This window comes from Emergencia sp., from assembly GCF_048465375.1.
GTDB lineage: Bacteria > Bacillota > Clostridia > Peptostreptococcales > Anaerovoracaceae > Senimuribacter.
In genome coordinates, this window is the sequence record NZ_DBFWLQ010000019.1 from 1 (window position 1) to 23310 (window position 23310).

The following is a 23310-nucleotide window of genomic DNA, read 5'->3' on the forward strand; positions in this document are numbered from 1 at the left end:
CCGTGAACGGTGAAGAACGCCAGCATTCCAATACGGCGCTGTTTCTCAACGACATTCCTGGCATCATTGCAGACCTTTCGGCCGGCACGACGCTGGAACCGGGAGATATCATCGCTACAGGCACGCCCTCAGGTGTCGCTCTGGGCATGAAAGAACCGAAGTTCATGAAGCCAGGAGACTGTGTCACGGTTGAAATTCCTGAAATAGGAAAATTGACCAACTATGTGGTGTAAAAGTTGATTTATGCTGTAAATCTTTAATCGTAGAGATTTACAGCTTTTTTAATGTAAGTATTATAAAGTGTAAGTTTTGCTGCTTATCTTTGATAATCTATGGCAAGGAGGGCAATTATCTGATAGAATAACCCTAAAGCAACAGAGAGAAGTGAGAGACAATCGACAAAGAATATAAATGGGAGAATACATAATATGGAGAAAACAGCATGGATTTTTTCTTATAAGCTTAAGAAAAATGTGAGTGAAGAACAATTTATTGAATTGACACAGAAGTTACATGATGAAGTTATTTCTAAAGCGAAGGGATTTATCTCTTGGGAACATTATTTACAAGATAACATATGGACCGATTTTGTCCTTTGGGAGACAGAAGAAGATGCAAATAATGCAACAACGATAGGGCAGGGAAAAGAAGTAACAGAAAAATTCTATGGCTGCATTCAGATGAACACCTGTAGAGCGCTGATTTCTCAGCTTGTTAGAAAGTATTAGTAGTTTTGGGGTAAAGACAGAGGAATGATGATCAGAGAATACCGAGAGGTGGATTGTGCAGAGTTAGCAGAGCTGTTCTACAATACAGTTCATACAGTAAATGCAAAAGATTATACAGAAGAACAACTAGCCGTGTGGGCAACAGGCACGGTGGACTTAGAAAAATGGAACCAAACATTCCAAGAACATTACAGCATTGTCGCTGTTGAAAATGAAATGGTAATAGGCTTTGGCGACATAGATAAGGACGGCTATCTTGACCGGCTGTTTGTTCATAGAGATTACCAGAAAAAAGGCATTGCTGCGGCTATTTGTGATGTATTGGAGCAGGCAGCTCCTGGAAATATTATTACCCATGCATCTATTACAGCAAGGCCATTTTTTGAAAAACGAGGTTATACGGTGATCAAAGAACAGCAAGTGGAACGACAGGGAATTACGCTTACTAACTATGTCATGGAAAAAACGCTGAACGACTACGAAGTAATACGTCTTTTGGACAAACCCGAAATAAAAGAGCAGGCGGCGCAGTGGTTCCACGAAAGATGGGGGATTCCTGTAGAATCGTACCTGGAAAGCATGGAGGACTGCCTGACCGGAAGTAAAGCGGTTCCCCAGTGGTATGTGGCAATGGAAGACAGCGATATCATCGGCGGGCTGGGTGTCATTGAGAATGATTTTCATGACAGAAAAGACCTTGCCCCAAATGTTTGTGCAGTTTATACGGATGAAGATAAACGTTGCAGCGGGATCGCCGGTGCTCTGCTAAAATATGCGTGTGCGGATATGAAGGCGTACGGAATTGATACATTATACCTAGTAACGGATCATAGTTCTTTTTATGAACGATATGGATGGAAATTTCTTTGCATGGTACAAGGAGACGGGGAACCCGATATGACAAGAATGTATATTCACAGAGGGTAACATGGATGATATGATACGAAAAATGAAAAAAACAGAATACCCTTTGCTCAATGATTTTCTGTATGAAGCGATACACATTCCGCAAGATGCAGAAGCGCCGCCCAGATCAATCATTAATAACCCTGAATTGCAGGTTTATGTGGAACAGTTTGGGAGAGGACGGGCTGACTACGCCCTAGCCGCAGAGGTGGACAGCAAAATTGTCGGAGCAGTCTGGGTTCGGATCATGAACGACTACGGGCATATTGATGAGAAGACGCCATCCCTTGCGATTTCGCTATATAAGCCCTATCGAGGACTTGGAATTGGAACCGCATTGATGGAGGCAATGTTGTCCCTATTAAAGGGGAAGGGATACGAAAGCGTTTCTCTGTCCGTGCAACAAGCCAATGCTGCTGTCAGAATGTATCAGAGACTCGGGTTTCAGATTGTCGATGAAAATGAAGAAGAATACCTTATGGTGAAAGAACTATAGCTGTCAGATTTGTCTTGTTTTTAAACAGGAGGTGCTGATATCCAAAAATTTAAGCCTTTTCTAATTCCCGTCTTATGTTTGATGGCGGCAGGCCAGATGATCAAAGCTATCATCTCATCAGGGTATATGCAAGACGAATTTGATATATAAAGCACCTATTGAGGTTTAACCCGCAGTTAAACACGAAACTATCAAGGTCTTTTTATTTTTGATCTGAAGGATTGTTATCTTACCGTTGTAGAAGTTTTATTTATTGTAATTGGAATTGCGCACGGCAAAGAGATATCAGTGAAAGAGTATGTATCTTTTTGCTGTCGAAAGCTCAGGGCGTAGAGCCCCAATTGAGAAAGGAGCGTTTATGATGCTTGATAAAATACCCGGTTCAGAAGAAATGACAACATTGGTCGGACAAGATTTATATGATGTCTGGCAGAAATTATGTATTGCCATTGAGGAAAAGTATGACATGGAATGTCTTTGGAATAAAGGCGGCAAGGCGTGGACTTACGAATACAAGTACCGCAGAGGCGGCAAGACTTTGTGCGCCCTGTACGCGAAAGAAAATTGCGTAGGGTTTATGATCATCTTTGGAAAAGATGAGAGAGCAAAGGTGGAGGCGGTCAGAGAGAAACTTTCGGAAGAAGTCCAAAAAAACTACGATGAAGCCAAAACTTATCACGATGGAAAATGGGTCATGTTTGAGCCTGTTGATACCTCCATGTTTGATGATTTCATCCAATTGCTAGCGATCAAAAGAAAACCGAACCGGAAATAGCCATCGGACTTGCTCGCTTTGGCGGATAAGGCGCACGGCAGTCGTTTGCATTGAAGGAGTTTTATATTGAAAAAAATAATCAAATCCTTTACCTTTTGGTGTCTGATCATAGCTGTTCTTGAGATTTTCATGCACCAGATTGGACAAGATTCAAAAAGCATTATACTCATTGGATTCAACCCGTTGCTGAATATGATCGCAGATTCCCAAGGCTCTTTATATACTTTCATGGATTCTGGCTGGCAAGTGCCGTGTAATACGATTACTGGTCAAATATCCATCTATTGGTATGTAGGGTCTGTTTTGACTTTCCTGTTTTATGGCGTTGTTTTAGATGGAATGAAAATGCTATTTCGCAAATTGAACCGAAAAAAACAAGTGGGTTGATGTGATACACCTTAGGCGAATAATGCAATACAGACGAAAAATTAACGAGGCAGAAAAATGATATTGAAAACTGAGCATCTTGAATTAGTTCCATTACTAACCTATCAATTAAGATTATGGGTAGAGGACATACCGAGCCTGGAGAAAGACCTAGAGTGTTCTTATCAAGGTGAACCATTGGAGGGACTTTTTCTCGAAATCGTAAAAGAACAATTGGAAAAAACAGAAAAGAATCCTAACGATTATCTGTGGCACAGTTTTTGGTTTCTGATTCGTAAGAGCGATCGGGTTGTCGTTGGGTCCGCCGATTTTAAGGATATTCCCAATGCGGCTCAAGAAGTTGAAATCGGCTATGGGCTGGGGAAAGATTTCGAGCACAATGGGTACATGACGGAAGCGGTACAAGTCATGTGCAAGTGGGCTTTGGAACAAGAAAATGTGTCCCATATCATCGCAGAAACGGACATTGACGGGTTTGCCTCACAACGTATTTTGCAGCGCTGTGGTTTCACAGAAAAAAGACGGGAAGCAACTATCTGGTGGCGACTATAATTCTATTGTTGGATCCTGGAACAAAAGTGCCACGGCGGTTTTGTACTTTTTGCCACGTTTGCGCGCATCCTGCACAAAAACGTGCCCGGAAAAGGTTGTATCAGCGCAAGATACTCCTGCTGTTACAGACGTGGGAGTCCGAAAAACGGGTACGGGTTATTTTTTGAAAGGTTTCTATCATCAAAAGACCCCTCGGGTAGTCATCAAAATAACCCGTGTAGATAGATGCCCCTGCCCCGCAGCATCAGAGAGTGGTCCTGGTGAAATATTTTGTGCAGAACAGAGAAGAAATGCACAAAAAGTACAAAAACATCGTGGAGAGCACAGGCAGTCCATCCTTTAGGAGGGTTGCGCGACAAAGGAACCCGTTTGTTGGGAAACTACATATAAAAAACGTGGAGATAACGGAATCAAGCGGTCAAGTCCGTCAAATCAGAATTTGTAATTTACAGGAGATGAAAACATGATTGGAAAAGATGTGCAGATAGGTGTAAGCTTATTAGTGGGTAATATGGAAAATATGGTTCAATTTTACCGAGATGTATTGGGGTTTCAAACTCAATGGAATGGTGAACCCTTTGCAGACTTTGAAACAGCAAGCGGTGAGTTATCTCTGTTTATGTATAGTAGAGAAGAATTCGTTAAGGCGATTGCAGAGGAGTATGTACCACCAAAAGGTATCAACCAGACTTTTGAAATAGCTCTTTGGTTGCCGAGCTTCGCTGATGTGGATTCTGAATATGAGCGTCTTTCAAAATTAGGTGTGAAATTTCCAACAGGAGAACCCATCACTTATCCTTTTGGTATCCGCAACTTTTATGTAGCTGACCCAGAGGGGAATTTGCTTGAAATCGGTAGCACAAAGGAAAAATAGATTGTAATTCCACTATTCGATTGAAGCAAATCCAAATTTAACGGACTATTAGATATTCAGAATATGAGATTGAGGTGAAGAGATTGAGAGCGATACATTGTGCAGTTTTAAATGAAATTAGTTGTTCACGGACAATTCCGCAAACCATTTTAGATGTCGGCTTCGGGAATGGGGTGTTTACACAAGCGGTTTCTGCGGCATTTCCGCATAGCGATATTACTGCTATTGACACTTCGATTCCCAAGTTGTCTTCATCTGAGAATATAACATTTATCAAAGGGAGTGTTGAACAACTGCCCTTTGCGTCTGAATCGTTTGACTTAGTTATTACCGTGCTGTCATTACATCACTGGCAAGAAAAAGACAAAGGAATCAGCGAAATATATCGAGTTCTTAAAAAAGGCGGCAGACTTATCATCGGTGATCCGCTGCTTGAAGATTGGATGAGCAATCGTATTCTTGGATTGTTAATGCAAGTATTAGATGGTGGAACCTTTACAGATAAAAAAAGAGTAAGCGGATATTTAAACACGGCAGGATTTGAGGATATTAGTATAAGGCTTATCCCACATACGATGAAGTCGCTGTATCTCATTACAGCAAAAAAGTAATAAGCTGCCAGTTTGCAGAACTGATTGGAGAAAAAATGAAGGGGTAGAGAACTGTGAAGATATCTAAAAATGGCGGTCAAAGGAGCCTGCAGTCTGACTCGATTGTTTCATCAAAAGAAAAGGAGCGTGTGATATGAACATTTTACATCAATTGAACAGTATTCCCATCTACGTGATTTGCGGCAGCATTATCGCATTTGTCGCCGTTGTATGTGTTATCTTCATGGTGAGGGCTTACCGAGCGGGGCTTGCCATGGGTATGGACAGAGGAAAGATGAAAAGAGTCATCACTTCCAGCGCCACCTTTTCACTGCTGCCAAGCGTAGGAATTTTGTTAGGTGTCATCGCTCTGGCGGGCAGCCTTGGAACGCCATGGCCATGGCTGCGGCTTTCGGTTATCGGCGCTCTTCACTATGAAACCCAGGTGGCGCAAGCTGCTGCTGAACAGGTTGGCATGGCGGAGCTGTCGGCAAGTGAAATGACTGCTTCTGGGTTTTCCACCATAGCCCTTCTCATGAGTATTTGCATCATGTGGGGGATGATTCTGTCAGTTCTCTTCAACAAAAAATATCTGAAGAAACTAGGTAGTGGCACCAAAGACAGTACAAGTGGAGGTGGATTCGGAGACAGTGCCATGACAGCCATGTTTATCGGCCTGGTGTCTGCCTATATCGGCAGCTATATCGGAGGTTTTGTCTCTGGAAACGGCATGTTTTCTTTTTCTGGCAGTTTCCTGCCGCTGATCGTAGTAGCGGTATCGGGCTGCGTCATGGCTGGCTTTGTTTATTTGGCGGAGAAAAAGAATATGGCCTGGGTCGAAAGTTTTTCTATCGCATGCAGTATGCTGATCGGCATGGCTGCAGCTGTAGTCGTCAAACTGTTTGTTTAGAGAGGAGATAGGAGATGGACAACATGGAACACAATTCTTTTGAACAATATAATGCCCGCACCCATACCATTGGGCGTATCAGCTCCGTTATCGTTTTGATTATGTTAGTAGGCGCACCGTTTTTGATGGGCTTGGTTCTCGGTGCAGCACCAAATTTGGGTGCTGTCGCAAAGGCATTCCTTTCTGTCGGATTGGTCTGGACGGTGAGCAGCGTCGTAGAGTTTCTGATTTATACCCCGATGCTGGGTGCAGGAGGAGGCTACCTGGCTTTTATCACGGGTAACTTAATTAACATGAAAATACCTTGCGCCGTCAATGCGAGAGATATTGTGGGAGCGAAGACTGGAACGCCGGAGAATGAGATCATATCGACCCTCTCCATTGCGACATCCTCGCTGGTGACAATCATGGTGCTGGCTTTCGGCGTGTTGCTGCTAGTTCCTCTGCAGCCGATTCTGCAAAGCCCTGCCCTGCAGCCAGCCTTTGAAAACGTGGTGCCTGCACTTTTCGGCGCTATGGCATATAAGTATTTCCGGGGAAATCTGAAAATCGCAGCGGCACCTCTGGTCGCCATGGGACTGCTTTTCGTTCTGATGCCTTCTCTTACCAGTTCTACCAGCTTTATGATTATCCCATCGGGGGCGATTGCGATTACAATGGCATATTTTTTCTATAAGAAAGCAGGTGGTGAAAAATGAGATTCCTTTTGATGATACCAGCTGCAATCGTCCTGCTTTTGTTGGCGGCTTTGGTGCGTACTTTGATGACACCGAACAAAAATTCTAATTATGTCGCACCTTGCGATGACGACAGATCTATGATGCTGGCTCACAAGCTGGCGGAAATGGTGCGCTGCGATACCACATCGCACAAAAATAGTCGGGAGTGGGATCAGTTCGCCGCCTTCCACAAAGTGCTGGAGGAAAAATTTCCCCTGGTTCACCAAAGGCTGGAGCGGACTGTGATTGATGGAAATCTGCTCTATTACTGGAAGGGAGGGAGCAGAGAAAAACCGATACTGCTTATGAGCCACCAGGATGTGGTGCCGGCAGAGGGAGAGTGGGCTTATCCGCCTTTTTCTGGAGAAATTACAGAGGGGAAAGTCTGGGGCAGGGGTACGTCGGATACCAAGGCTTCTCTGATGGCTTTTTTCCAGGCGGCTGAAGAACTGCTGGCTGCAGATTATGTTCCGCAGTGTGACGTTTATCTGGCTTCATCTTGCACAGAAGAGTGGGGTGGAGACGGCGCACCGAAATTAGTAGAAGAACTGAAACGACGCGGCGTAGAACTGTTTCTCGTCTGTGACGAGGGTGGAGGCATTATCGCGGAGCCTATAGGCGGCATCAAAGGCAACTATGCAATGGTAGGTGTCTTTGAAAAGGGTAAGGCAGATGTTCGTCTGACTGCCCGCAGCAACGGAGGCCACTCGGCAGCACCACCGAAGCATACGCCAGTGGAACGTTTGGCTGCTTTTGTGACAGATATTGAAAAGCACAGGCCTTTTCGACGCAAATTCTTACCGGAGGTTTCAGCCATGTTTAAGCGCCTGGCACCATATGCGCCTTTTGGCTTGAAGCTGGTTATGGGAAATCTGTGGCTCTTTGGACCTCTGATGAAACCAATTCTGGGTACCATCAGTGCACAGGCAGGAGCCATGCTGCAGACTACCATTGCCTTTACGATGCAGTCCGGCTCCGACGCATATAACGTACTGCCTCAAGAAGCAACCCTGGGCGTGAACCTGCGCTTCATCCCCCATCAAGGTATGGAAGAAAGCCTGTCTATACTGCGCAGGTTGGCAGACAAACATGGCCTGGAGATGGAAGTGATCAGCGCCAACGATTATTCTCAGCCAGTGGACATCAAAGGGGAGGCCTTTACGCAAGTGGAAAGAGTCATCGGAGAAACCTTTCCGGGGCTTGCGGTGAGTCCCTATGTCATGACTGGCGCTACAGACGCATACTTCTACCAGGAAATCTGTGAGAGCTGTATTCGCTTTGCGCCTGTAATCTACGGGCCAGAGCAGATGAAAGGCATGCACGGCTTAAATGAGAACATTCAGCATAACTGTCTGCCTGGGGCAGTAGATTTTTATAAAAATCTGGTGCAAGCACAGCAGCGGGATTCACGCGATTCAAATTGACAAAATTGACAAACTGGAGGAATCATCATTGAAGGAGATAGACCCAAAGCAAACGAAACGGGCGATGGCCTTTGAACTATGGATGCACACGCCGATGCCGATGGTAACGCTTTTCAAAACCTTAGACATCACACATCTGCTCAAAGTAAGCCGTAAGTGTGGTTACAAGTTCAATATGCTGATGTGCTGGTGTATTGGCATGGCGGCTTCGCAGATAGAGGAATTTTATCTGCTGCCTGTGGGCGATAAGCTGATACAATACGATCAACTCGCCGTAAATACAGTGACTGCTACTAAAGACGGCGAGATTAACACATGCGATGTGCCATTTTCTAGAAACCTGCAGCAATTTAATGAGAGTTATCTGAGTCTGACCAGACAGGTGCACGATACTTGCAAAACCCATAACTTAGGAGACGGTTATATGGTGATCGGTACTTCTGCCCTCGCCCAATATGAAATTGACGGCGCGGTAAATATCTATGCCGGTTTCTACAACAATCCTTTTATGATATGGGGCAGATATAAGAAACGATTTTTGAAATCGACCCTGACCATATCCTTTCAGTTCCATCACACGCAGATGGATGGCGGCCATGCAGCAGAATTCCTCGCACGTCTGCAGGAAGAAATAAAGGCTCTGAAAGTGTAATATATGTGAAAGAAATAGGTGCGCCTTCGATGGATAAGGCGTACTTATCATAATCATTATTAGTGAGAAGAATACGAGAGGTAAGTCTGACTAACAATACGATAGCAAGTCAAAAACATCTGATTAATAAATAATAGAATGAGCTTTCATCCGAACACTAATGAAAAGACGATCTTCATAAAGACGGCTGATCTGCTTCGGTTTGTCGAGGCGATTGGCTATCCGGTCAGCGTGATTGTATTATAACTCACATCTGAAAGGCAGAATCAGGGAATCTGCCTGAAAAGCCTGTTTTTTGGTCATTTTTAGGCGGATTTTTCATTTTGGAAAAGAGTTTATTTACATTATTTGCTATAAATGAGATTGATTTTATATTAGTGTATATTATATAATGTGATACATATATAAAAAATCAATGATTTTTAGTGTGAATTTGCGCGTACAGCTTGTCAGCATTCCTAAAATGGCTCATTCAGAATCAAAAAGTGCCAGAAATGTACTTAAAACAGCACATTTCTGGCACTTTTGTTGATTTAAAATATCGAAGTTGTGGAGCCGCTTCAATTATAAGTTGAAATATCTATCAAACTCAGCAGGATGTGGAATGGCAGAAAGCTGCAGACATTCTTTCCTCTTCATTGCGATAAAATTCTCTATCAGATGCAGAGGGAAAACGCCTCCAGCAGTGAGATAGTCGTGATCTGCCTCCAGTGCGTCTAAGGCGTCGTCAAGACGAGCCGGCAGCTGCGTTAATTTCGCTTTTTCCTCATCTGACAGAGAGTAGAGATTCATATCATATGGTCCCCAACCGTTTTTCTCTGGATCAATCTTGTTTTTGATGCCGTCCAAACCTGCCATCAAGATGGCTGCGTAACACAGATATGGGTTACAGGTAGCGTCTGGATTACGAATTTCAAAGCGGCGCAGTTCTGGTGTCTTGGCATAAGCCGGAATGCGGATAACGGCACTGCGATTTGAAGTGGCATAACCAACTGTTACGGGTGCCTCGAAGCCCGGAATCAATCGTTTAAAGGAGTTGGTGCTCGGGTTAGTGAGAGCGCATAGGGAAGCGATATGCTTCAGAAGACCGCCTATGAAATAGTGTGCTTCCCTGCTGAGATGGGAATAACCGTTATCGTCAGAAAATACAGGCTTTCCGTCTTTCAGCAAAAGCATGTGCACGTGCATGCCGTTACCAGCCTCACCGTAGACGGGCTTTGGCATAAAGGTTGCGACTTTGCCGTATTTCAATGCGGTATTGTGTATGACGTATTTGATCATCATGGAAGCATCGGCCATTTTCGACATCTGACCCAGCATCGGTTCGATTTCGAATTGACCGGCTGCGCCGACTTCTGGATGATGGTATTTGATTTCGATGCCCATTTTTTCCAGCTCTAAGCACATTTCGGAGCGGCATTCATAAGTGCCGTCAAAAGGCTTCGCCATGTGATAATGCTTCTGATGGGCGACTACGTTGCCCTGTCCCTGCGAGTCGCTGTTCCAATATGCCTGTTCAGTATCAAGATTGGCGCTGATATCATATGGCTTTACAGACCAGGCTGCATCATCGAACATATGGAATTCGAATTCAGGAAGAATCAACATCGTATCGGCGATACCGCTGTCTTTCATATAGTTTTCCGCAGCGCTTACGATATTCCTTGGATATTGATCCAACGGCCGGTTCTCAGGATAATCGATAATCATCGCATTACCTGTAATCGATAAAGTGGAAATCTCGCAGTAAGGATCCATAACGGCTGTGTCCAGGTCTGGTATAAAGACCATATCACTTTTTTCAACGACGGCATAGCCGTAGTTGGATGCATCAAAGCCGATGCCGTCCTTCATGGTGTCCACGGTAAACTGAGATGCAGGAATTGTTACATGGCGGAACTGGCCGTTTATATCGACGATTTTAAAATCCACCATCTTAATATCCTTTTCTTTTATGAGCTTCATAATGTCTTCAGCGGTTCTTTTCATTTTCTACCTCCCCAAAATCTTGGAATTACGGTGCCGTAATGGCCCATGTTTATAGAATAATTCAAAACCATAGCAATTGCAATGTTATTTTCGTGAATATTCAATTAATGCTGTTCAAAAAATGTTCTTTAAACAATTCTATGAACCGCTGTACAGGATGTGTCATAATTCCGTCACCATTGGTAATGACCGCGATTTCCTGCTGAGGGGTACCTGACTGCAGGGCGTAGTAGTCCAGATCATCTCTGAAAGTATTTTTTACTGCCATCAGTTCTGTGATCAAAGCAATACCCAGTCCCTGCTTTGCCATATTATAGGAAGTCTGTACATTTGAACATTCGATAGAATAGCTGGGCGAAAACTCTTCTTTTTCACAGAGAAGGCGCAGGGTTTCGCCGAGAAATGTACTGAGGGGCAAGATGATGAAAGGCAGATCCTTCAGCTGTGCCATACGAATTCGGCGGAAGCCTTTCTGCAGCGGGGCGTCAGCTTTCCCAGGAAAGTCAAAGCCTTTTGGAACAGCTAGAACTAACAACTCGTTGGTAATGAATTGACTTTTGTATTTGACGTTGTTATGGATGGGGCTTCCTATCATGACATCTATCTCATTATTCTCAAGCATGGCAAAGAGTCCGTGCTCGTCTTTGCCGTCTTCCAGGGAGATGATGCAGTCGGGAAACTCCTCCAAAATAGAATGAATGAGCTCGGGCATGATCAGCACACTCTTTGAAGGGGAGATGCCGATTCGGATGCGCATGCGCGGATTGGAAATGGTATTGTTGATTTTACGATTGATCTGTGACTCAGAAAACAAGACCTGCTGGGCAAATTCTATATACAACTTTCCCGCATAGGTTGGCATAATCGGGTAACTCTTACGATCAAAGAGAGGCGTGCCCAATTGGGCTTCCAAGGCCTGAATATTTTGGCTCAGGGTAGGCTGGGAAACATACAGACTCTTCGCTGCTTTTGTGAAGCTGCGTTCCTTTGCAACGGCTACCACATATCTCAAGGTGTTAAAATTCATTTTATCTACCTCATTTAGACTTATTTCTTGAATTGTAGCACACGGCACTTTTTTTTACAAGGGAATTTCCAGTATAAGGAAAATGCCGTTTTTCTTTGCCTCTGATGCACTGCAATATTATAGTTTTTTCTTATTGATATTATTGGGGAAATTAGATAAATAAACAGAAAATGAAAATATATATGCATAATAAAGTATAAAAAACGACTTAAAAACCGAATGAATGCTAAATTACTAATAAATATTCATAAAAATCTAGCTGCGTCGAAAAGATGTCGAAAATAAAAGAATATTGTAAAAACTTATAAAAGGACTTATAATGATGAAAAAGAAGTTTAAAACTTTAAACCGGTGAAGAAATTTGAACTTGTGCAAGAAAACAGACGCATTAAAAGTATTTAGTAGGAGGAAATGATTATGGGAGACGTAGTAATCAATGGATTTACGGCAAAAGCAGGAGAACATGCATTTTATCGCATGCCGGTTTCAAAATTAGCAAGTGGTTTGGCACTGGAACTGCCTTTGCACATACTGAACGGCAGTGAAGAGGGACCAACGCTCATGTTGACTGCGTTGTCACACGGTGATGCGACAACGGGCTTTGAAGCGATTCGACAGGTGATAGCGCAAGTGGATACAAAAAAGCTGAAAGGCACGGTCATAGCGGTGCCAGTGCAGAACCCTCTGGCCTTTGAATGGGACTGGCGCAACACGCCTCAGGACTGCTACAACATGAATAGGACTTACCCTGGCAACTCTCGCGGCTGGGTGACAGAACAGATGGCATCAGTGATATCTCCACTGTGTGATTACGCGGATGCACTGATTGACTGGCATGGTGGAGGCTATGGAGATGCAATCCATTATGTATTGTCGAAATTGGGGCCTAGCGAAGACGCTGACGATGAACTGCTGAACAGAATCAACCATATGGCAAAAACTTTTGGCCTTGCACACATGTACGGCGGTAAACCTGCTGGACCGGATGCGGCATATGCGGGCACCCTCAGCGACTATATGATTATCAAAGGGAAACCTTCTATTGTTGCGGAAATCGGCACAGGTGTCACTTCACTGCATGATCAATTTATTGAAAGCAGCGTAAGAGGTGTGTTCAATGTTATGAAGGACATGGGCATGTATCCGGGCGAGCCAGTGATTCCTAAAACACAGTGGATTGTTAAAACCCGTTCTGTCACACGGCCTAAAAACGGCGGTATGTTCTATCCGCTGGTCGGTCCAGAGTACATAAATAAAACCGTCCCAAAAGGAACGCTTATAGCTGTCATTCGAGATCCGCTGACGATGGAAGTCATTGAAGAAATGTATGCGCCCTTCGAAGAAACCGTATTTCTCGATATGCGTGTGATGATGACCAAAGTACATCCAGGAGACTACGCTTATATCATGGCCGATATTTCTGATGCACAGCACATTGACAACCAATAGCTTAATCACAACTTGGCCGGGAGGGCGGAGGTACAATGGTAAAGTATATCATAAAAAGAATTTTGCAGACCATATTGGTATTGTTCCTCGTGATGACTCTGGTCTTTATCATCCTCAGAGTAGTAGGCGATCCTACGAAGATGATGGTTACACCGGACAGCACCTTTGAGGATCTTGAAAAAGTGCGTCACGCTTTAGGTTTGGACAAATCCATATGGGAGCAGTACATTGAATATTTGACGAATATATTACACGGTGATTTTGGGGACTCCTACTATTTCCAAAGGCCAGTGCTGGATTTACTGCAGGAGCGACTTCCGGCGACCTTGAAAATTCAGAGCATTGCGCTTCTGATATCACTGCCGCTGGCGATTGTCTTTGGCATCATCTCTGCCATAAAGCGCAATTCGATTTTGGACAACGCAGTTACGATTTTCGTCGTTGCGGGACGTTCCATTCCATCATTTTGGTTCGGACTGCTGATGGTCATGATTTTTTCTGTAAAACTTGGCTGGCTACCGCCATCTGGTTATGGTGAACCCAGCCAGCTGATTATGCCGGTAATTGCCGTCGCTGCGGGTATGGGCGCTAGTGTGACCAGACTGACAAGATCTTCGATGCTGGATGTCATGAGACAGGACTATATTACGACAGCCAGAGCCAAGGGGGCGAAGGAAAACACCGTGATTGTCAAACACGGCCTGCACAACGCCTTGTTAACTGTCGTTACATTTGTAGCACTGCAGATCGGATATATGTTTGCCGGCTCAGTAGTCGTGGAATCAGTCTTTGCGCTGCCGGGACTGGGAAGACTGATCGTTACGGCGATCAAGGACTACGACTTTCCACTGATACAAGCAAGTACATTGGCATTCGCCCTTATATTCTCTTTGATCAATTGTGTTGCTGACATTTGTTACACCTTGATTGATCCGAGGATATCCTACAGAAACAAAGGAGGCGCTGCATGAACGATGTTTGGAAAATGATAAAACATAGCACGCGAACAGCGAAATTTGGTCTTGTGGTGGTGGTAATCTGGATCGTGGCAGCCATTCTTGCGCCACTCCTTGCTCCCTATGGAATGAACGACATCGATGTTGCGCAGCGTTTAGCGCCGCCTTGTTGGATGGAAAATGGTTCTATGGATCACATCTTTGGCACAGACCAGCTGGGCAGAGACGTTCTCACCAGACTGATCTATGGATCCAGAATATCTCTCATCGTCGGCATTGTAGCTGGCATCGTAGGTCTTGTCATCGGCGTAATCCTAGGTTTGCTGGCTGGTTACTTTGGCGGCTGGATAGATGTGGTCATATCGAGGATGATAGACGTCATGCTGGCATTTCCGTTTATCTTTTTAGCGCTTTTGCTGGTAGCTGCACTGGGAGCGAGCCTTACCAACGTCATACTGGTTTTGGGGATCACAGGCTGGGTACCCTATGCGCGAACGGTTCGGGCACAGGTTCTTTCTGTAAAAGAAAAGGAGTTTGTAAAGGCAGCTCATTCCCTCGGATGCAGCGATGGGCGCATCATCTTTAAACAGATTCTGCCCAGTGTCATTGATTCTGCGATTATACTGGGGACGATGGACATAGGAACCATCATACTGTCTGAAGCATCGTTAACCTTCTTGGGTTTGGGCATTCCGCCCAACATTGCAACCTGGGGGAATATGATTGCAAATGGCAACGACTATATCTTCAGTGCGGGCTGGCTGACGATGATTCCCGGCATCGCTTTGCTGCTGGGCTGCATATCCATAAACTTTGTAGGCGATTGGCTGCGCGACATCCGTGATCCGAGACTGCGCGGTGTAGATTAGACAAAACGATACTGAATCAAAGAGTAGAACGTTTGAAGCATAAGGAGGTAATAACAATGAAACTTAAGAAAAGTAAAGTACCCGTATTGCTGCTCATATTATGCATGGCAGCAGGAACCTTATTTGGATGTGGTTCTGATTCTGATGGAAAAGACGAGCCTGCATCTGTGACCATTGCGCAGAGTTCTGATCCGCAGACTTTGGATCCTCACAAAGTTGGGGGAGACATCAGCGCGAATATTTTCAGAAATGTCTGTGAGACACTTTTAACCTATGACGAAAACTGGGAGATTGCACCGTTGCTGGCAGAATCTTATGAGCAGGTCTCTGACACGGAATGGATTTTCCATTTGAAAGAAGGCGTCACATTTTCTAATGGCGAACCATTTGATGCAGAGGCGGCAATTTGGAATTTTAAGCGGGCAGCATCGGACAAGCATCCAAGACAGGCCTTTGAATTCAGAGACTATGTAAAGACTTACGAGGCGGTGGATGAACTGACTTTGAAGTTCACCCTTTCCAAGCCGGATATCTTTTTTACTGCACACATCGCAGAAGTTCCAATGCTGGAACCAAAGCACAGTGAAGAAATCGGAGAAGAAGCCATCGGTAATGACATCATCGGCACGGGTCCGTATGTCTTCAAAAACTGGGAAGCAGACAAGGAGATTCTGTTAGAGAAAAATCCTACATATTGGGGAACAGAACCAGATGCCGATCGTGTCGTATTCAAGACGATTCCTGAAGCTGCAACACGCATTGCCGAAATGGTAAATGGCAATGTAGATATCATCATGAATGTCCAGAATGAATCCGTGGAAACGCTGGAAAAATCAGATGGCATCAAAGTGTTCCCAAAGAAGCTGAATCGTACCGAATACATCGGCTTTAACACCTATGACTGGTGTGAGACGCCGGAGCTGAAAGATCCGAAGGTGCGTCAGGCACTCAATTATGCTGTCGATGTAGATACCATTATTGAGACCGTCATGGGAGGTTATGGTGAGAGAGTATCTAATCTGTGGCGTACTGATTATGACGGTTTTGATGAAGCGCTTTCCAAATACTATTCCTATGATCCTGAGAAGGCGAAGAAACTGCTCGCCGAAGCAGGCTATGCAGACGGCTTTGATCTGACACTGATGACCGACGTCGATAACCACGCAAAGGCACAGGAAGTGACGGAAGCCGTAGGCTCCTATCTGGAAGACATCGGCATCAACGTAAAGGTAAAGGTTCTGGACGATACTACTGCCTACGCCATCATCGTAAACGGACAGAGCGCAAAGAAATGTCCGGGCATGTTCGATTGGAACTGGGGGACCAAACCAGGGCTGTATGAATCTACATTGACTGGCGTGCTGAGTTCCGAAGGTATGAGTTCCTATAACAAAATCGAAGGTTATGACGAGCTGATTGAGAAACTGCTGGCGGAGACGACTGCGGAAGGGCGGGCCCCTTATATTAAAGAAATCCAAGAGATGATGGTTGAGAACCCCGCTTGTTTGTATTTATTCAGGCTATATGACATTTATGCAGTATCAGAACGTGTTCAGTGGCAACCAGAAGATCACTATGCAATGCTCGCCAGCGATATGAAAATCGTAAAATAAAGAGTTAATCAGAGGAAAGAAGGATGACCGGTGATAGATTATTTACTAGAAGTTAATCATCTTAAAACCTATTTCTATGGTTCAGAAAAACAGGAGATTCCAGCAGTGGACGATGTCAGCTTTCAAGTAAAGCAGGGCGAGACTTTGTGTATTGTCGGTGAGAGCGGCTGCGGCAAGAGCGTGACGACATTATCTGTCATGAAACTGGTGCAGACGCCTCCTGGCAGATACGTATCTGGTGAAATTCTTTTTGAAGGGAGAAATCTCCTGGAAATGAATCAAAAAGAAATGAGAAATCTAAGATGCAAAGAGATATCGATGATCTTTCAGGAACCCATGACAGCGCTGAATCCTGTCCATAAGATTGGTGCGCAGATTGCTGAAGCGCTGATTATCAATGAAGAAATAGATAAGAAAGCTGCACACCAGAGGGCGGTGGAACTGCTCCGCATGGTGGGGGTTCCGGATCCCGTGCGCTGTGCGGATTCCTATCCACATCAGCTTTCCGGCGGCATGCGCCAGAGAGCGATGATTGCCATGGCCTTTAGCTGTAATCCAAATCTGCTGCTTGCTGATGAGCCCACCACGGCTTTGGATGTGACTGTACAAGCACAGATTCTGGATTTGATTCAAACCTTGAAAGAACAGCGCGGCATGACCGTCGTATTTGTGACCCACGATTTAGGCATTGTAGCAGAGATTGCTGACAGGGTGATCGTCATGTATGCTGGCCGTGTGGTAGAAGAGGCGGCATGTGAGCAGCTGTTTGCAAGCCCTCTCCATCCGTATACCAGAGGTTTGCTGAGATGCATACCGCGTATAGACGATACCAGAGAGATTCTGGAGACAATAGAGGGACAAGTGCCTACACCGGCTGATTTTCCCAGAGGATGCCGGTTTCATCCCCGCTGTCCAAAGGCTATGGAAATCTGCAAATCGGTCATGCCGGAGCCTGTTGACATGGGAAATCATCTGGTCTCCTGCCATCTGTATCCAGGCTGTGGAGACGCAGCCGGAAATTCGAGGGAGGTGTAGATTTGGGAAATATGATAAAGACAGACGGTCCCTTGTTAGAAGTCAACCACATCAAGAAATACTTTCCTGTGTATGGAGGCCCGCTGTCAAAACTGCAAGGTTATGTACATGCAGTAGATGACGTATCCTTTTCAGTGGATCAAGGTGAAACCTTTGGCTTGGTAGGCGAATCAGGATGCGGTAAAAGCACTTTGATGCAGACGATTATGCGCTTGACGCCGGCCACATCGGGCAGCGTCACCTTTGATGGAAAAGAATTATTTACGTTGAAAAAACGTGAACTGAGAAACAGCCGCAAGGAGTTTCAAATCATCTACCAAGATCCGTTTTCTTCTTTAAATCCTAGAATGACGATTGGTGAAATGATCTCTGAGCCCTTGTTGGTACACGGTGTCAAAGATGCTGAGGAGAGAAAGCGTCGCACTCTTGAAACCATGGCGAATGTGGGTCTGCAGGAGTCCTTTTATGACAGGTATCCTCACGAGTTTTCCGGCGGACAGAGACAACGTGTCAGTATCGCCCGCTCGCTGATTCTGAAACCGAAGCTGATACTCTGTGATGAACCTGTTTCGGCTCTGGACGTTTCCATTCAGTCGCAGATTCTGAATTTGCTGAAAGCACTGCGTGAGAAATACGGACTCACTTATATCTTTGTTTCTCATGCGCTCAATGTGGTCCGACACCTTTCTAACCGGATCTGCGTGATGTATCTGGGCAAGATTGTCGAGATCGGGAAGACAGAGGATATCTTCAATCATTCATTGCATCCTTATACCAAAGCGCTGGTTTCAGCCATACCAGTACCTGACCCGTCTTTTCAGCGAAATAGGATTCTGCTCAAAGGGGATGTCGCAAGCCCTAAGAATCCTCCAAAAGGATGCCGTTTCCACACTCGCTGTCCCTTTGCCAGTCAACGCTGTATGGAGGAAGAACCAGCCTTGACAGACTACGGCAGCGGACATCAGTGTGCATGTTTTCTCAATGTAAAGTAAAGGAGCGTCGACGTGAAAAGAAGACTGGAAATCGAAGATATACTCAGCTATCACTATATTTCCTCAATTAAAGCCTCGGGTGATAAAAAGCATTGTGTGTTTAACCTCCACCAGGCGAATTTGGAGAAGAATGGTTATGACAGCGACCTCTATTTATATGAAGCACAGACAAACGATATAAGGCGTCTCACTGATTCCGGATCGGCAGGCGCTGCCATCTGGCTTGATGAGCATCATATCATCTTCTCATCGAAGGAAGTGCATGAAGCGGAAGAAGGAAAACCTGTCACGGCGTATCATCTTAGGGATATCTGCGGCGATGAAAATGAGTTGTATATGCAGATTCCAGCGGAAGTAAGCTGGATTAGCTATCTGGGTGATGACAAGTTCGCAGTTCTGGCTAAATCCTATATTCCAGACGAGGGTGCTCCTAAGCCGAGACGAGCGGAGCGAGAAACCTGGTGCTGCCAGGAAGAAGACTATATCGTTGCTGATGAACTGCCTTTCAGGCAGGATGGACTCGGTATCACCAACGGTATGCGCTATCGGGTCTTTGTTTATCACAGGAGCGAAGAACTGCTCGAGGCTGTGAGTGATATTTGGCAAAATGTTGAGTCCATCAACGCCAGAGATGGAAAAATCATCTTTAGTGCGCGCAGGTTTGAGAAGGGGCAGCCTTATCTGTTTTACGGCGATATAGAAGTATATGATTCCAACACTGACACACTGGATGTTTTGCTGGATGATCATACCTATCGTGTATATGGCGTGGATTTTATAGAGGGTGCCCCCGTGTTTATGGGGACCCAGGGGCTGCAACACGGTTATCAAAATGAAAACAGCTCCTTTTATCGCTTTGATATATCCGGAAAACCAGAACGATTCTGCTGCAACGACAGAAGTGTATCAAATACCGTCGGCACAGACGTGAAATTTGGTGGAGTTACAGAATTCATAGCAAGTGAGAATGGCGTTTACTATTTGAGTACGGAAGAAGGCAATGTATTTATCAAACTGGCGGGTACGGATGGAAAAATTGTAACTACCAGCCATGAGGAAGGCACTGCCGACGATTTTGCTGTACTGGAGGGTAAAATCATCTATGCGGGACTTCACGGGAATCGTCCGCAGGAGTTATATGTCTTAGAAAATGAGGAAGTCTCAAGAATCAGCGACTTTAACAGTCAGTTGGTGGATGCCTGTACCCTCAGCCAGCCCGAGCCTATTACTTTTCAGGGGAGAGATATGGAATTGGCGGGGTTCGTGATCAAGCCGGTGGGATTCGATGAAGAGAAGGCAGAGGAAAAGGCCTATCCCTCTATCCTGTACATCCACGGCGGGCACAAGTGCGCTTTTGGCCCTGTCTACTACCATGAGATGCAGGTATGGGCAAACCGGGGATTCTTTGTGATTTACTGCAACCCTCGTGGCAGTGACGGCAGAGATGATGAATTTGCTGACGTCATAGGCCGTTATGGCTTCTATGAAGAGGCGGATCTTCTGGCGTTTCGTGATGCCTGTCTGAAGGCTTATCCTGCTATGGATCCGCAGCGTATGGGAATCGGCGGCGGCAGCTATGGCGGCTTTCTGACTAACTGGATGATCTGCCGTACAGACTGTTTCAAATGCGCTGTGTCTCAGAGAAGTATCGCAAGCTGGAATGGGATGTTTTTTACTTCGGATACAAATTATCTGTTCCCATGTTGGAGTTTTGAAAATGACGTGTGGATGGATCCAGAAAGATATTGGCAGCATTCCCCGCTGAAATATGCAGAAAATTGTCATACTCCTACACTCTTCATTCATGCAGAGAACGATTACCGCTGCCCGGTCAGCGAGGGGATTTCTATGTTCCAGGCTCTGAAATTCAAAGGTGTAGAGGCTAGACTCTGTATTTTTAAAGGAGAATCTCATGGTCTCAGCCGCAGCGGAAAGCCTGTCAGCCGCATTAAGCGGTTAGAGGAAATGACAAATTGGTATGAAAAACACCTGCAGCCGTAAATAGCTGCGTCAATCAATGTGAAACTTAAAATTGGAGGTAGATTATGGTTATTGATTCTCATACACATATACGCGAAGGCAACGAAGATATCGGTGCATTTCTTGCTGGCATGGATGAGGCCGGTGTAGACATGGCGGTGATTTCGCCCATCGCACCGCTTGAACTGGGTTTTCATGATAATGCTTATGTAGCAAAGCTGGTAAAGCAGCATCCCGATCGTATCATCGGCTACGCGTCGGTTCACCCGGCAGATTTAAACGCTCTGGATGAACTTCGCCGTGGAGTGGAAGATTACGGATTAAAAGGCTTGAAGCTGCATCCGCCGATTCAGAACTTTTCCATGATGGATCCTCGTGTCGGACCCATCATTGAGGCCTGCATTGATTATGATATTCCTATTCTGGTACATACGGGACCGGTCTATTCCAGAGAATCGAGAATGGTCTTCAGTAACTCTGTGGATATCGACGAACTGGCCATTCGTTATCCTGCGGCAAAGCTGATTATCGCCCACGCCCATCCCTTCGGCATTGACCCTGTGATGGTGGCAAAACATGAGAATGTGTATATCGATACCACCAGTACCATTTCAGAGTATCTGACCTTGTTTCCGCAGTTAGATCACATGCTCTATGATTGGATGCGCAGAGATGACCGAATTCTCTTTGGTTCCGATTCTAATCAGAATCATCCGGAGCGTTTTGCAAGTGATCTGAAACCTCTCCGCGCTATGGACATACCAGAAGAAAGCAAAGAAAAGCTTTTCTCAGGTAATCTGAAACGGCTGCTTCACATGGATTGAGAAAGGGATGGTGAAATAGATGGAAAACTGGCTTCCGAGAATTTACGAAGAAATTGAAAAGTGTTTTGAAGAGGAACATCTCCCAAAAGTATTGTCCTTGGTCAGACAGCCGAGCATCGCTGGCACGGGGGAGGGAATTGAGGAATGTGCACAGATGGTCTTAGACATGCTGATGGATTTGGGCTGTGAGGAAGGCCATTTGGAGCACTATGTCTACAGTCCGGTCGTCAGTGCCAGGCTGAGATCAGAAGTAGAGGATGCGCCGACGCTGGTAATCTACGGCATGTATGATGTGCAGCCGCCGGAGCCGCTTGAAGAGTGGAAAGTGCCTCCATATGAAGGCGCTGTCATCGATGTAGAGCCTTACGGAGAATGTGTTGTCGCCCGCGGAATCGCCAACTCCAAGGGACCGCTGGTCTGCTTCTTCAATACGGTAAAGGTGATCAAGGAGACTCTGGGTTATTTTCCTCTCAACTTGTGGTTTGTCATTGAAGGGGAGGAGGAGATGGGCAGCGAAAGTCTGGCGCCGTTTACCAAAAAACATGCAGATGAACTGTCAAAGTGCCTGGGCGTGTACCTCTTATCCGCCAGACAGGACGAAAACGGAAAACCCTTCACAACCTTGGGTAACAAAGGTATTCTCTACTTTGAGATGGAAGTGCGGGGCGGAGAGTGGGGAGGACCGCAGAAGCTGGATATCCACGGCAGCAACGCCGCCTGGGTGTCCAACCCGATCTGGAGACTGGTAAATGCGCTGGATACCATGCGCGATGAAAACGATCACATTTTGATCGAGGGTTTCTATGACGATGTGGCGCCGTTAAATGAAATGGACCAGTTCTATACGGAACGCATGGCAGAGGTCTTTGATGAGGATATGTATCTCAACAAGCGGTTATATACCAGTCGCTTCCTCCATGACAAAAAAGGCAGAGAGGCGCTGCACGCACTGCTCTGGGAGCCGACACTGAACATCGACGGCATCTGGGGCGGCTATACAGGACCTGCCACAAAGACCATCGTACCCTATCATGCAACGTGCAAGGTCGACGTACGCCTGGTTCCCAATATGAGACCGGAAGAGACGTTGGCAAAGATTAGGAAACACCTGGACGATCATGGGTTTTCTGACATCGAGCTGATCACCAGACAGGGAACGCCTTATTCCAAGGTGGATGCAGGCAGCGCCATCGCCAAAGCCTGTATCTCGGCCATGGAACAGAGCGGCTATCCGGAAAACACCGTTTGGCCGATTTTCCCTGGCAGCGGCCCCGCCTACTTATTTACAGATCCGCCAGTTTCACTGCCACTTGTGGATTACAGTCTGGGAATCAGTGGTCAGATTCATGCACCTAACGAGTATTTTACAGTAAAGGGACTGATGGAAAATGAGATGTCCGTAGCGGCGGTGATATGGAACCTCTGCAGGATCCTGGAAGAAGAGGCGTAATAGATGTATCTGTAAAATATTGACATATAAGGAGAATTGATGTATCATTGTTGTGGAAATTAATGTAAAATCATGTGCTGGAATTCATACACTCGTAATAAGAATGGAGGATC

At 45.5% G+C, this 23310-nt stretch carries 24 protein-coding genes; 22 read left to right on the forward strand and 2 right to left on the reverse strand.

What is annotated here, in order from left to right; genetic code table 11:
• The 13 genes from ACMQ5W_RS12685 to ACMQ5W_RS12745 form a co-directional block, all read left to right on the forward strand.
• A partial coding sequence (locus ACMQ5W_RS12685) for a fumarylacetoacetate hydrolase family protein (RefSeq protein ID WP_419025482.1) occupies positions 1–233 on the forward strand: 233 nt, incomplete at its 5' end.
• 195 nt (positions 234–428) lie between these two features.
• Positions 429–728, forward strand: coding sequence for a hypothetical protein (locus ACMQ5W_RS12690; protein WP_419025483.1), 300 nt, complete (start codon positions 429–431; stop codon positions 726–728).
• Between the two features lie 24 nt (positions 729–752).
• The gene (locus ACMQ5W_RS12695) at positions 753–1655 is read left to right on the forward strand and encodes a GNAT family N-acetyltransferase (RefSeq protein WP_419025484.1); all 903 of its coding nucleotides are present in this window, start codon (positions 753–755) and stop codon (positions 1653–1655) included.
• 1 nt (position 1656) lies between these two features.
• Positions 1657–2130, forward strand: coding sequence for a GNAT family N-acetyltransferase (locus tag ACMQ5W_RS12700; RefSeq protein ID WP_419025485.1), 474 nt, complete (start codon positions 1657–1659; stop codon positions 2128–2130).
• Between the two features lie 361 nt (positions 2131–2491).
• On the forward strand, positions 2492–2905 hold the full coding sequence (locus ACMQ5W_RS12705; protein ID WP_419025514.1) for a DUF3788 domain-containing protein: 414 nt from the start codon (positions 2492–2494) through the stop codon (positions 2903–2905).
• Positions 2906–2971: 66 nt separating this feature from the next.
• A complete protein-coding gene (locus tag ACMQ5W_RS12710; RefSeq protein ID WP_419025486.1) occupies positions 2972–3292 on the forward strand; it encodes a hypothetical protein in 321 nt (106 codons plus the stop codon).
• Between the two features lie 57 nt (positions 3293–3349).
• Positions 3350–3844 (forward strand): GNAT family N-acetyltransferase, encoded by a 495-nt coding sequence (locus ACMQ5W_RS12715; protein ID WP_419025487.1) that lies wholly within the window; start codon positions 3350–3352, stop codon positions 3842–3844.
• Between the two features lie 463 nt (positions 3845–4307).
• The gene (locus ACMQ5W_RS12720) at positions 4308–4718 is read left to right on the forward strand and encodes a VOC family protein (RefSeq protein WP_419025488.1); all 411 of its coding nucleotides are present in this window, start codon (positions 4308–4310) and stop codon (positions 4716–4718) included.
• Between the two features lie 74 nt (positions 4719–4792).
• Entirely contained in the window at positions 4793–5329 is a 537-nt protein-coding gene (locus tag ACMQ5W_RS12725) for a class I SAM-dependent methyltransferase (RefSeq protein WP_419025489.1), read from the forward strand.
• 133 nt (positions 5330–5462) lie between these two features.
• Positions 5463–6218, forward strand: coding sequence for a DUF5058 family protein (locus ACMQ5W_RS12730; RefSeq protein WP_419025490.1), 756 nt, complete (start codon positions 5463–5465; stop codon positions 6216–6218).
• A gap of 14 nt (positions 6219–6232) precedes the next feature.
• Positions 6233–6916, forward strand: a complete 684-nt coding sequence (locus ACMQ5W_RS12735) for a hypothetical protein (protein ID WP_419025491.1) — start codon at positions 6233–6235, stop codon at positions 6914–6916.
• Entirely contained in the window at positions 6913–8361 is a 1449-nt protein-coding gene (locus ACMQ5W_RS12740) for a M20/M25/M40 family metallo-hydrolase (protein ID WP_419025492.1), read from the forward strand. Before ACMQ5W_RS12735 ends, ACMQ5W_RS12740 begins: the two co-directional genes overlap by 4 nt.
• Before the next feature lie 28 nt (positions 8362–8389).
• Entirely contained in the window at positions 8390–9013 is a 624-nt protein-coding gene (locus ACMQ5W_RS12745) for a CatA-like O-acetyltransferase, family 2 (protein ID WP_419025493.1), read from the forward strand.
• Positions 9014–9577: 564 nt separating this feature from the next.
• On the opposite strand, the gene glnA is transcribed toward ACMQ5W_RS12745, so the two are convergent.
• Positions 9578–11002: a type I glutamate--ammonia ligase gene (gene glnA / locus ACMQ5W_RS12750; RefSeq protein ID WP_419025494.1), complete on the reverse strand. Its 1425-nt coding sequence runs from the start codon at positions 11000–11002 to the stop codon at positions 9578–9580.
• A 100-nt stretch (positions 11003–11102) separates the two neighbouring features.
• Complete coding sequence (locus ACMQ5W_RS12755) at positions 11103–12029, reverse strand: LysR family transcriptional regulator (RefSeq protein ID WP_419025495.1); 927 nt, start codon at positions 12027–12029, stop codon at positions 11103–11105.
• 417 nt (positions 12030–12446) lie between these two features.
• Here ACMQ5W_RS12755 and ACMQ5W_RS12760 point away from each other — a divergent pair, with 417 nt between their 5' ends.
• From ACMQ5W_RS12760 to ACMQ5W_RS12800, 9 genes are read left to right on the forward strand one after another with little or no spacing between them, the layout of a single operon-like run.
• Positions 12447–13478, forward strand: a complete 1032-nt coding sequence (locus ACMQ5W_RS12760) for a succinylglutamate desuccinylase/aspartoacylase family protein (RefSeq protein ID WP_419025496.1) — start codon at positions 12447–12449, stop codon at positions 13476–13478.
• Between the two features lie 35 nt (positions 13479–13513).
• Complete coding sequence (locus tag ACMQ5W_RS12765; protein WP_419025497.1) at positions 13514–14449, forward strand: ABC transporter permease; 936 nt, start codon at positions 13514–13516, stop codon at positions 14447–14449.
• Positions 14446–15303, forward strand: a complete 858-nt coding sequence (locus tag ACMQ5W_RS12770) for an ABC transporter permease (RefSeq protein WP_419025498.1) — start codon at positions 14446–14448, stop codon at positions 15301–15303. Before ACMQ5W_RS12765 ends, ACMQ5W_RS12770 begins: the two co-directional genes overlap by 4 nt.
• A gap of 56 nt (positions 15304–15359) precedes the next feature.
• Positions 15360–16916, forward strand: coding sequence for an ABC transporter substrate-binding protein (locus ACMQ5W_RS12775; protein WP_419025499.1), 1557 nt, complete (start codon positions 15360–15362; stop codon positions 16914–16916).
• A gap of 30 nt (positions 16917–16946) precedes the next feature.
• Entirely contained in the window at positions 16947–17951 is a 1005-nt protein-coding gene (locus tag ACMQ5W_RS12780; RefSeq protein WP_419025500.1) for an ABC transporter ATP-binding protein, read from the forward strand.
• An 11-nt stretch (positions 17952–17962) separates the two neighbouring features.
• A complete protein-coding gene (locus ACMQ5W_RS12785; protein ID WP_419025515.1) occupies positions 17963–18943 on the forward strand; it encodes an ABC transporter ATP-binding protein in 981 nt (326 codons plus the stop codon).
• A 12-nt stretch (positions 18944–18955) separates the two neighbouring features.
• Positions 18956–20944, forward strand: a complete 1989-nt coding sequence (locus tag ACMQ5W_RS12790; protein WP_419025501.1) for an alpha/beta hydrolase family protein — start codon at positions 18956–18958, stop codon at positions 20942–20944.
• A 44-nt stretch (positions 20945–20988) separates the two neighbouring features.
• Positions 20989–21747 carry an amidohydrolase family protein gene (locus tag ACMQ5W_RS12795; RefSeq protein WP_419025502.1) on the forward strand — a complete coding sequence of 253 codons (759 nt, stop codon included), beginning with the start codon at positions 20989–20991 and terminating at the stop codon, positions 21745–21747.
• A gap of 19 nt (positions 21748–21766) precedes the next feature.
• A complete protein-coding gene (locus tag ACMQ5W_RS12800; protein WP_419025503.1) occupies positions 21767–23197 on the forward strand; it encodes a M20/M25/M40 family metallo-hydrolase in 1431 nt (476 codons plus the stop codon).
• Positions 23198–23310: the final 113 nt, after the last annotated feature.

Bases quoted from the DNA above. Each gene is read 5' to 3' on its own strand.
- ACMQ5W_RS12740 (WP_419025492.1), top strand. From the start codon at position 6,913: ATGAGATTCCTTTTGATGATACCAGCTGCAATCGTCCTGCTTTTGTTG.
- ACMQ5W_RS12715 (WP_419025487.1), top strand. From the start codon at position 3,350: ATGATATTGAAAACTGAGCATCTTGAATTAGTTCCATTACTAACCTAT.
- ACMQ5W_RS12735 (WP_419025491.1), top strand. From the start codon at position 6,233: ATGGACAACATGGAACACAATTCTTTTGAACAATATAATGCCCGCACC.
- ACMQ5W_RS12765 (WP_419025497.1), top strand. From the start codon at position 13,514: ATGGTAAAGTATATCATAAAAAGAATTTTGCAGACCATATTGGTATTG.
- ACMQ5W_RS12755 (WP_419025495.1), bottom strand. From the start codon at position 12,029: ATGAATTTTAACACCTTGAGATATGTGGTAGCCGTTGCAAAGGAACGC.
- ACMQ5W_RS12700 (WP_419025485.1), top strand. From the start codon at position 1,657: ATGGATGATATGATACGAAAAATGAAAAAAACAGAATACCCTTTGCTC.
- ACMQ5W_RS12705 (WP_419025514.1), top strand. From the start codon at position 2,492: ATGCTTGATAAAATACCCGGTTCAGAAGAAATGACAACATTGGTCGGA.
- ACMQ5W_RS12695 (WP_419025484.1), top strand. From the start codon at position 753: ATGATGATCAGAGAATACCGAGAGGTGGATTGTGCAGAGTTAGCAGAG.
- ACMQ5W_RS12760 (WP_419025496.1), top strand. From the start codon at position 12,447: ATGGGAGACGTAGTAATCAATGGATTTACGGCAAAAGCAGGAGAACAT.
- ACMQ5W_RS12785 (WP_419025515.1), top strand. From the start codon at position 17,963: ATGATAAAGACAGACGGTCCCTTGTTAGAAGTCAACCACATCAAGAAA.
- ACMQ5W_RS12795 (WP_419025502.1), top strand. From the start codon at position 20,989: ATGGTTATTGATTCTCATACACATATACGCGAAGGCAACGAAGATATC.
- ACMQ5W_RS12770 (WP_419025498.1), top strand. From the start codon at position 14,446: ATGAACGATGTTTGGAAAATGATAAAACATAGCACGCGAACAGCGAAA.
- ACMQ5W_RS12800 (WP_419025503.1), top strand. From the start codon at position 21,767: ATGGAAAACTGGCTTCCGAGAATTTACGAAGAAATTGAAAAGTGTTTT.
- ACMQ5W_RS12690 (WP_419025483.1), top strand. From the start codon at position 429: ATGGAGAAAACAGCATGGATTTTTTCTTATAAGCTTAAGAAAAATGTG.
- ACMQ5W_RS12720 (WP_419025488.1), top strand. From the start codon at position 4,308: ATGATTGGAAAAGATGTGCAGATAGGTGTAAGCTTATTAGTGGGTAAT.
- glnA (WP_419025494.1), bottom strand. From the start codon at position 11,002: ATGAAAAGAACCGCTGAAGACATTATGAAGCTCATAAAAGAAAAGGAT.
- ACMQ5W_RS12730 (WP_419025490.1), top strand. From the start codon at position 5,463: ATGAACATTTTACATCAATTGAACAGTATTCCCATCTACGTGATTTGC.
- ACMQ5W_RS12775 (WP_419025499.1), top strand. From the start codon at position 15,360: ATGAAACTTAAGAAAAGTAAAGTACCCGTATTGCTGCTCATATTATGC.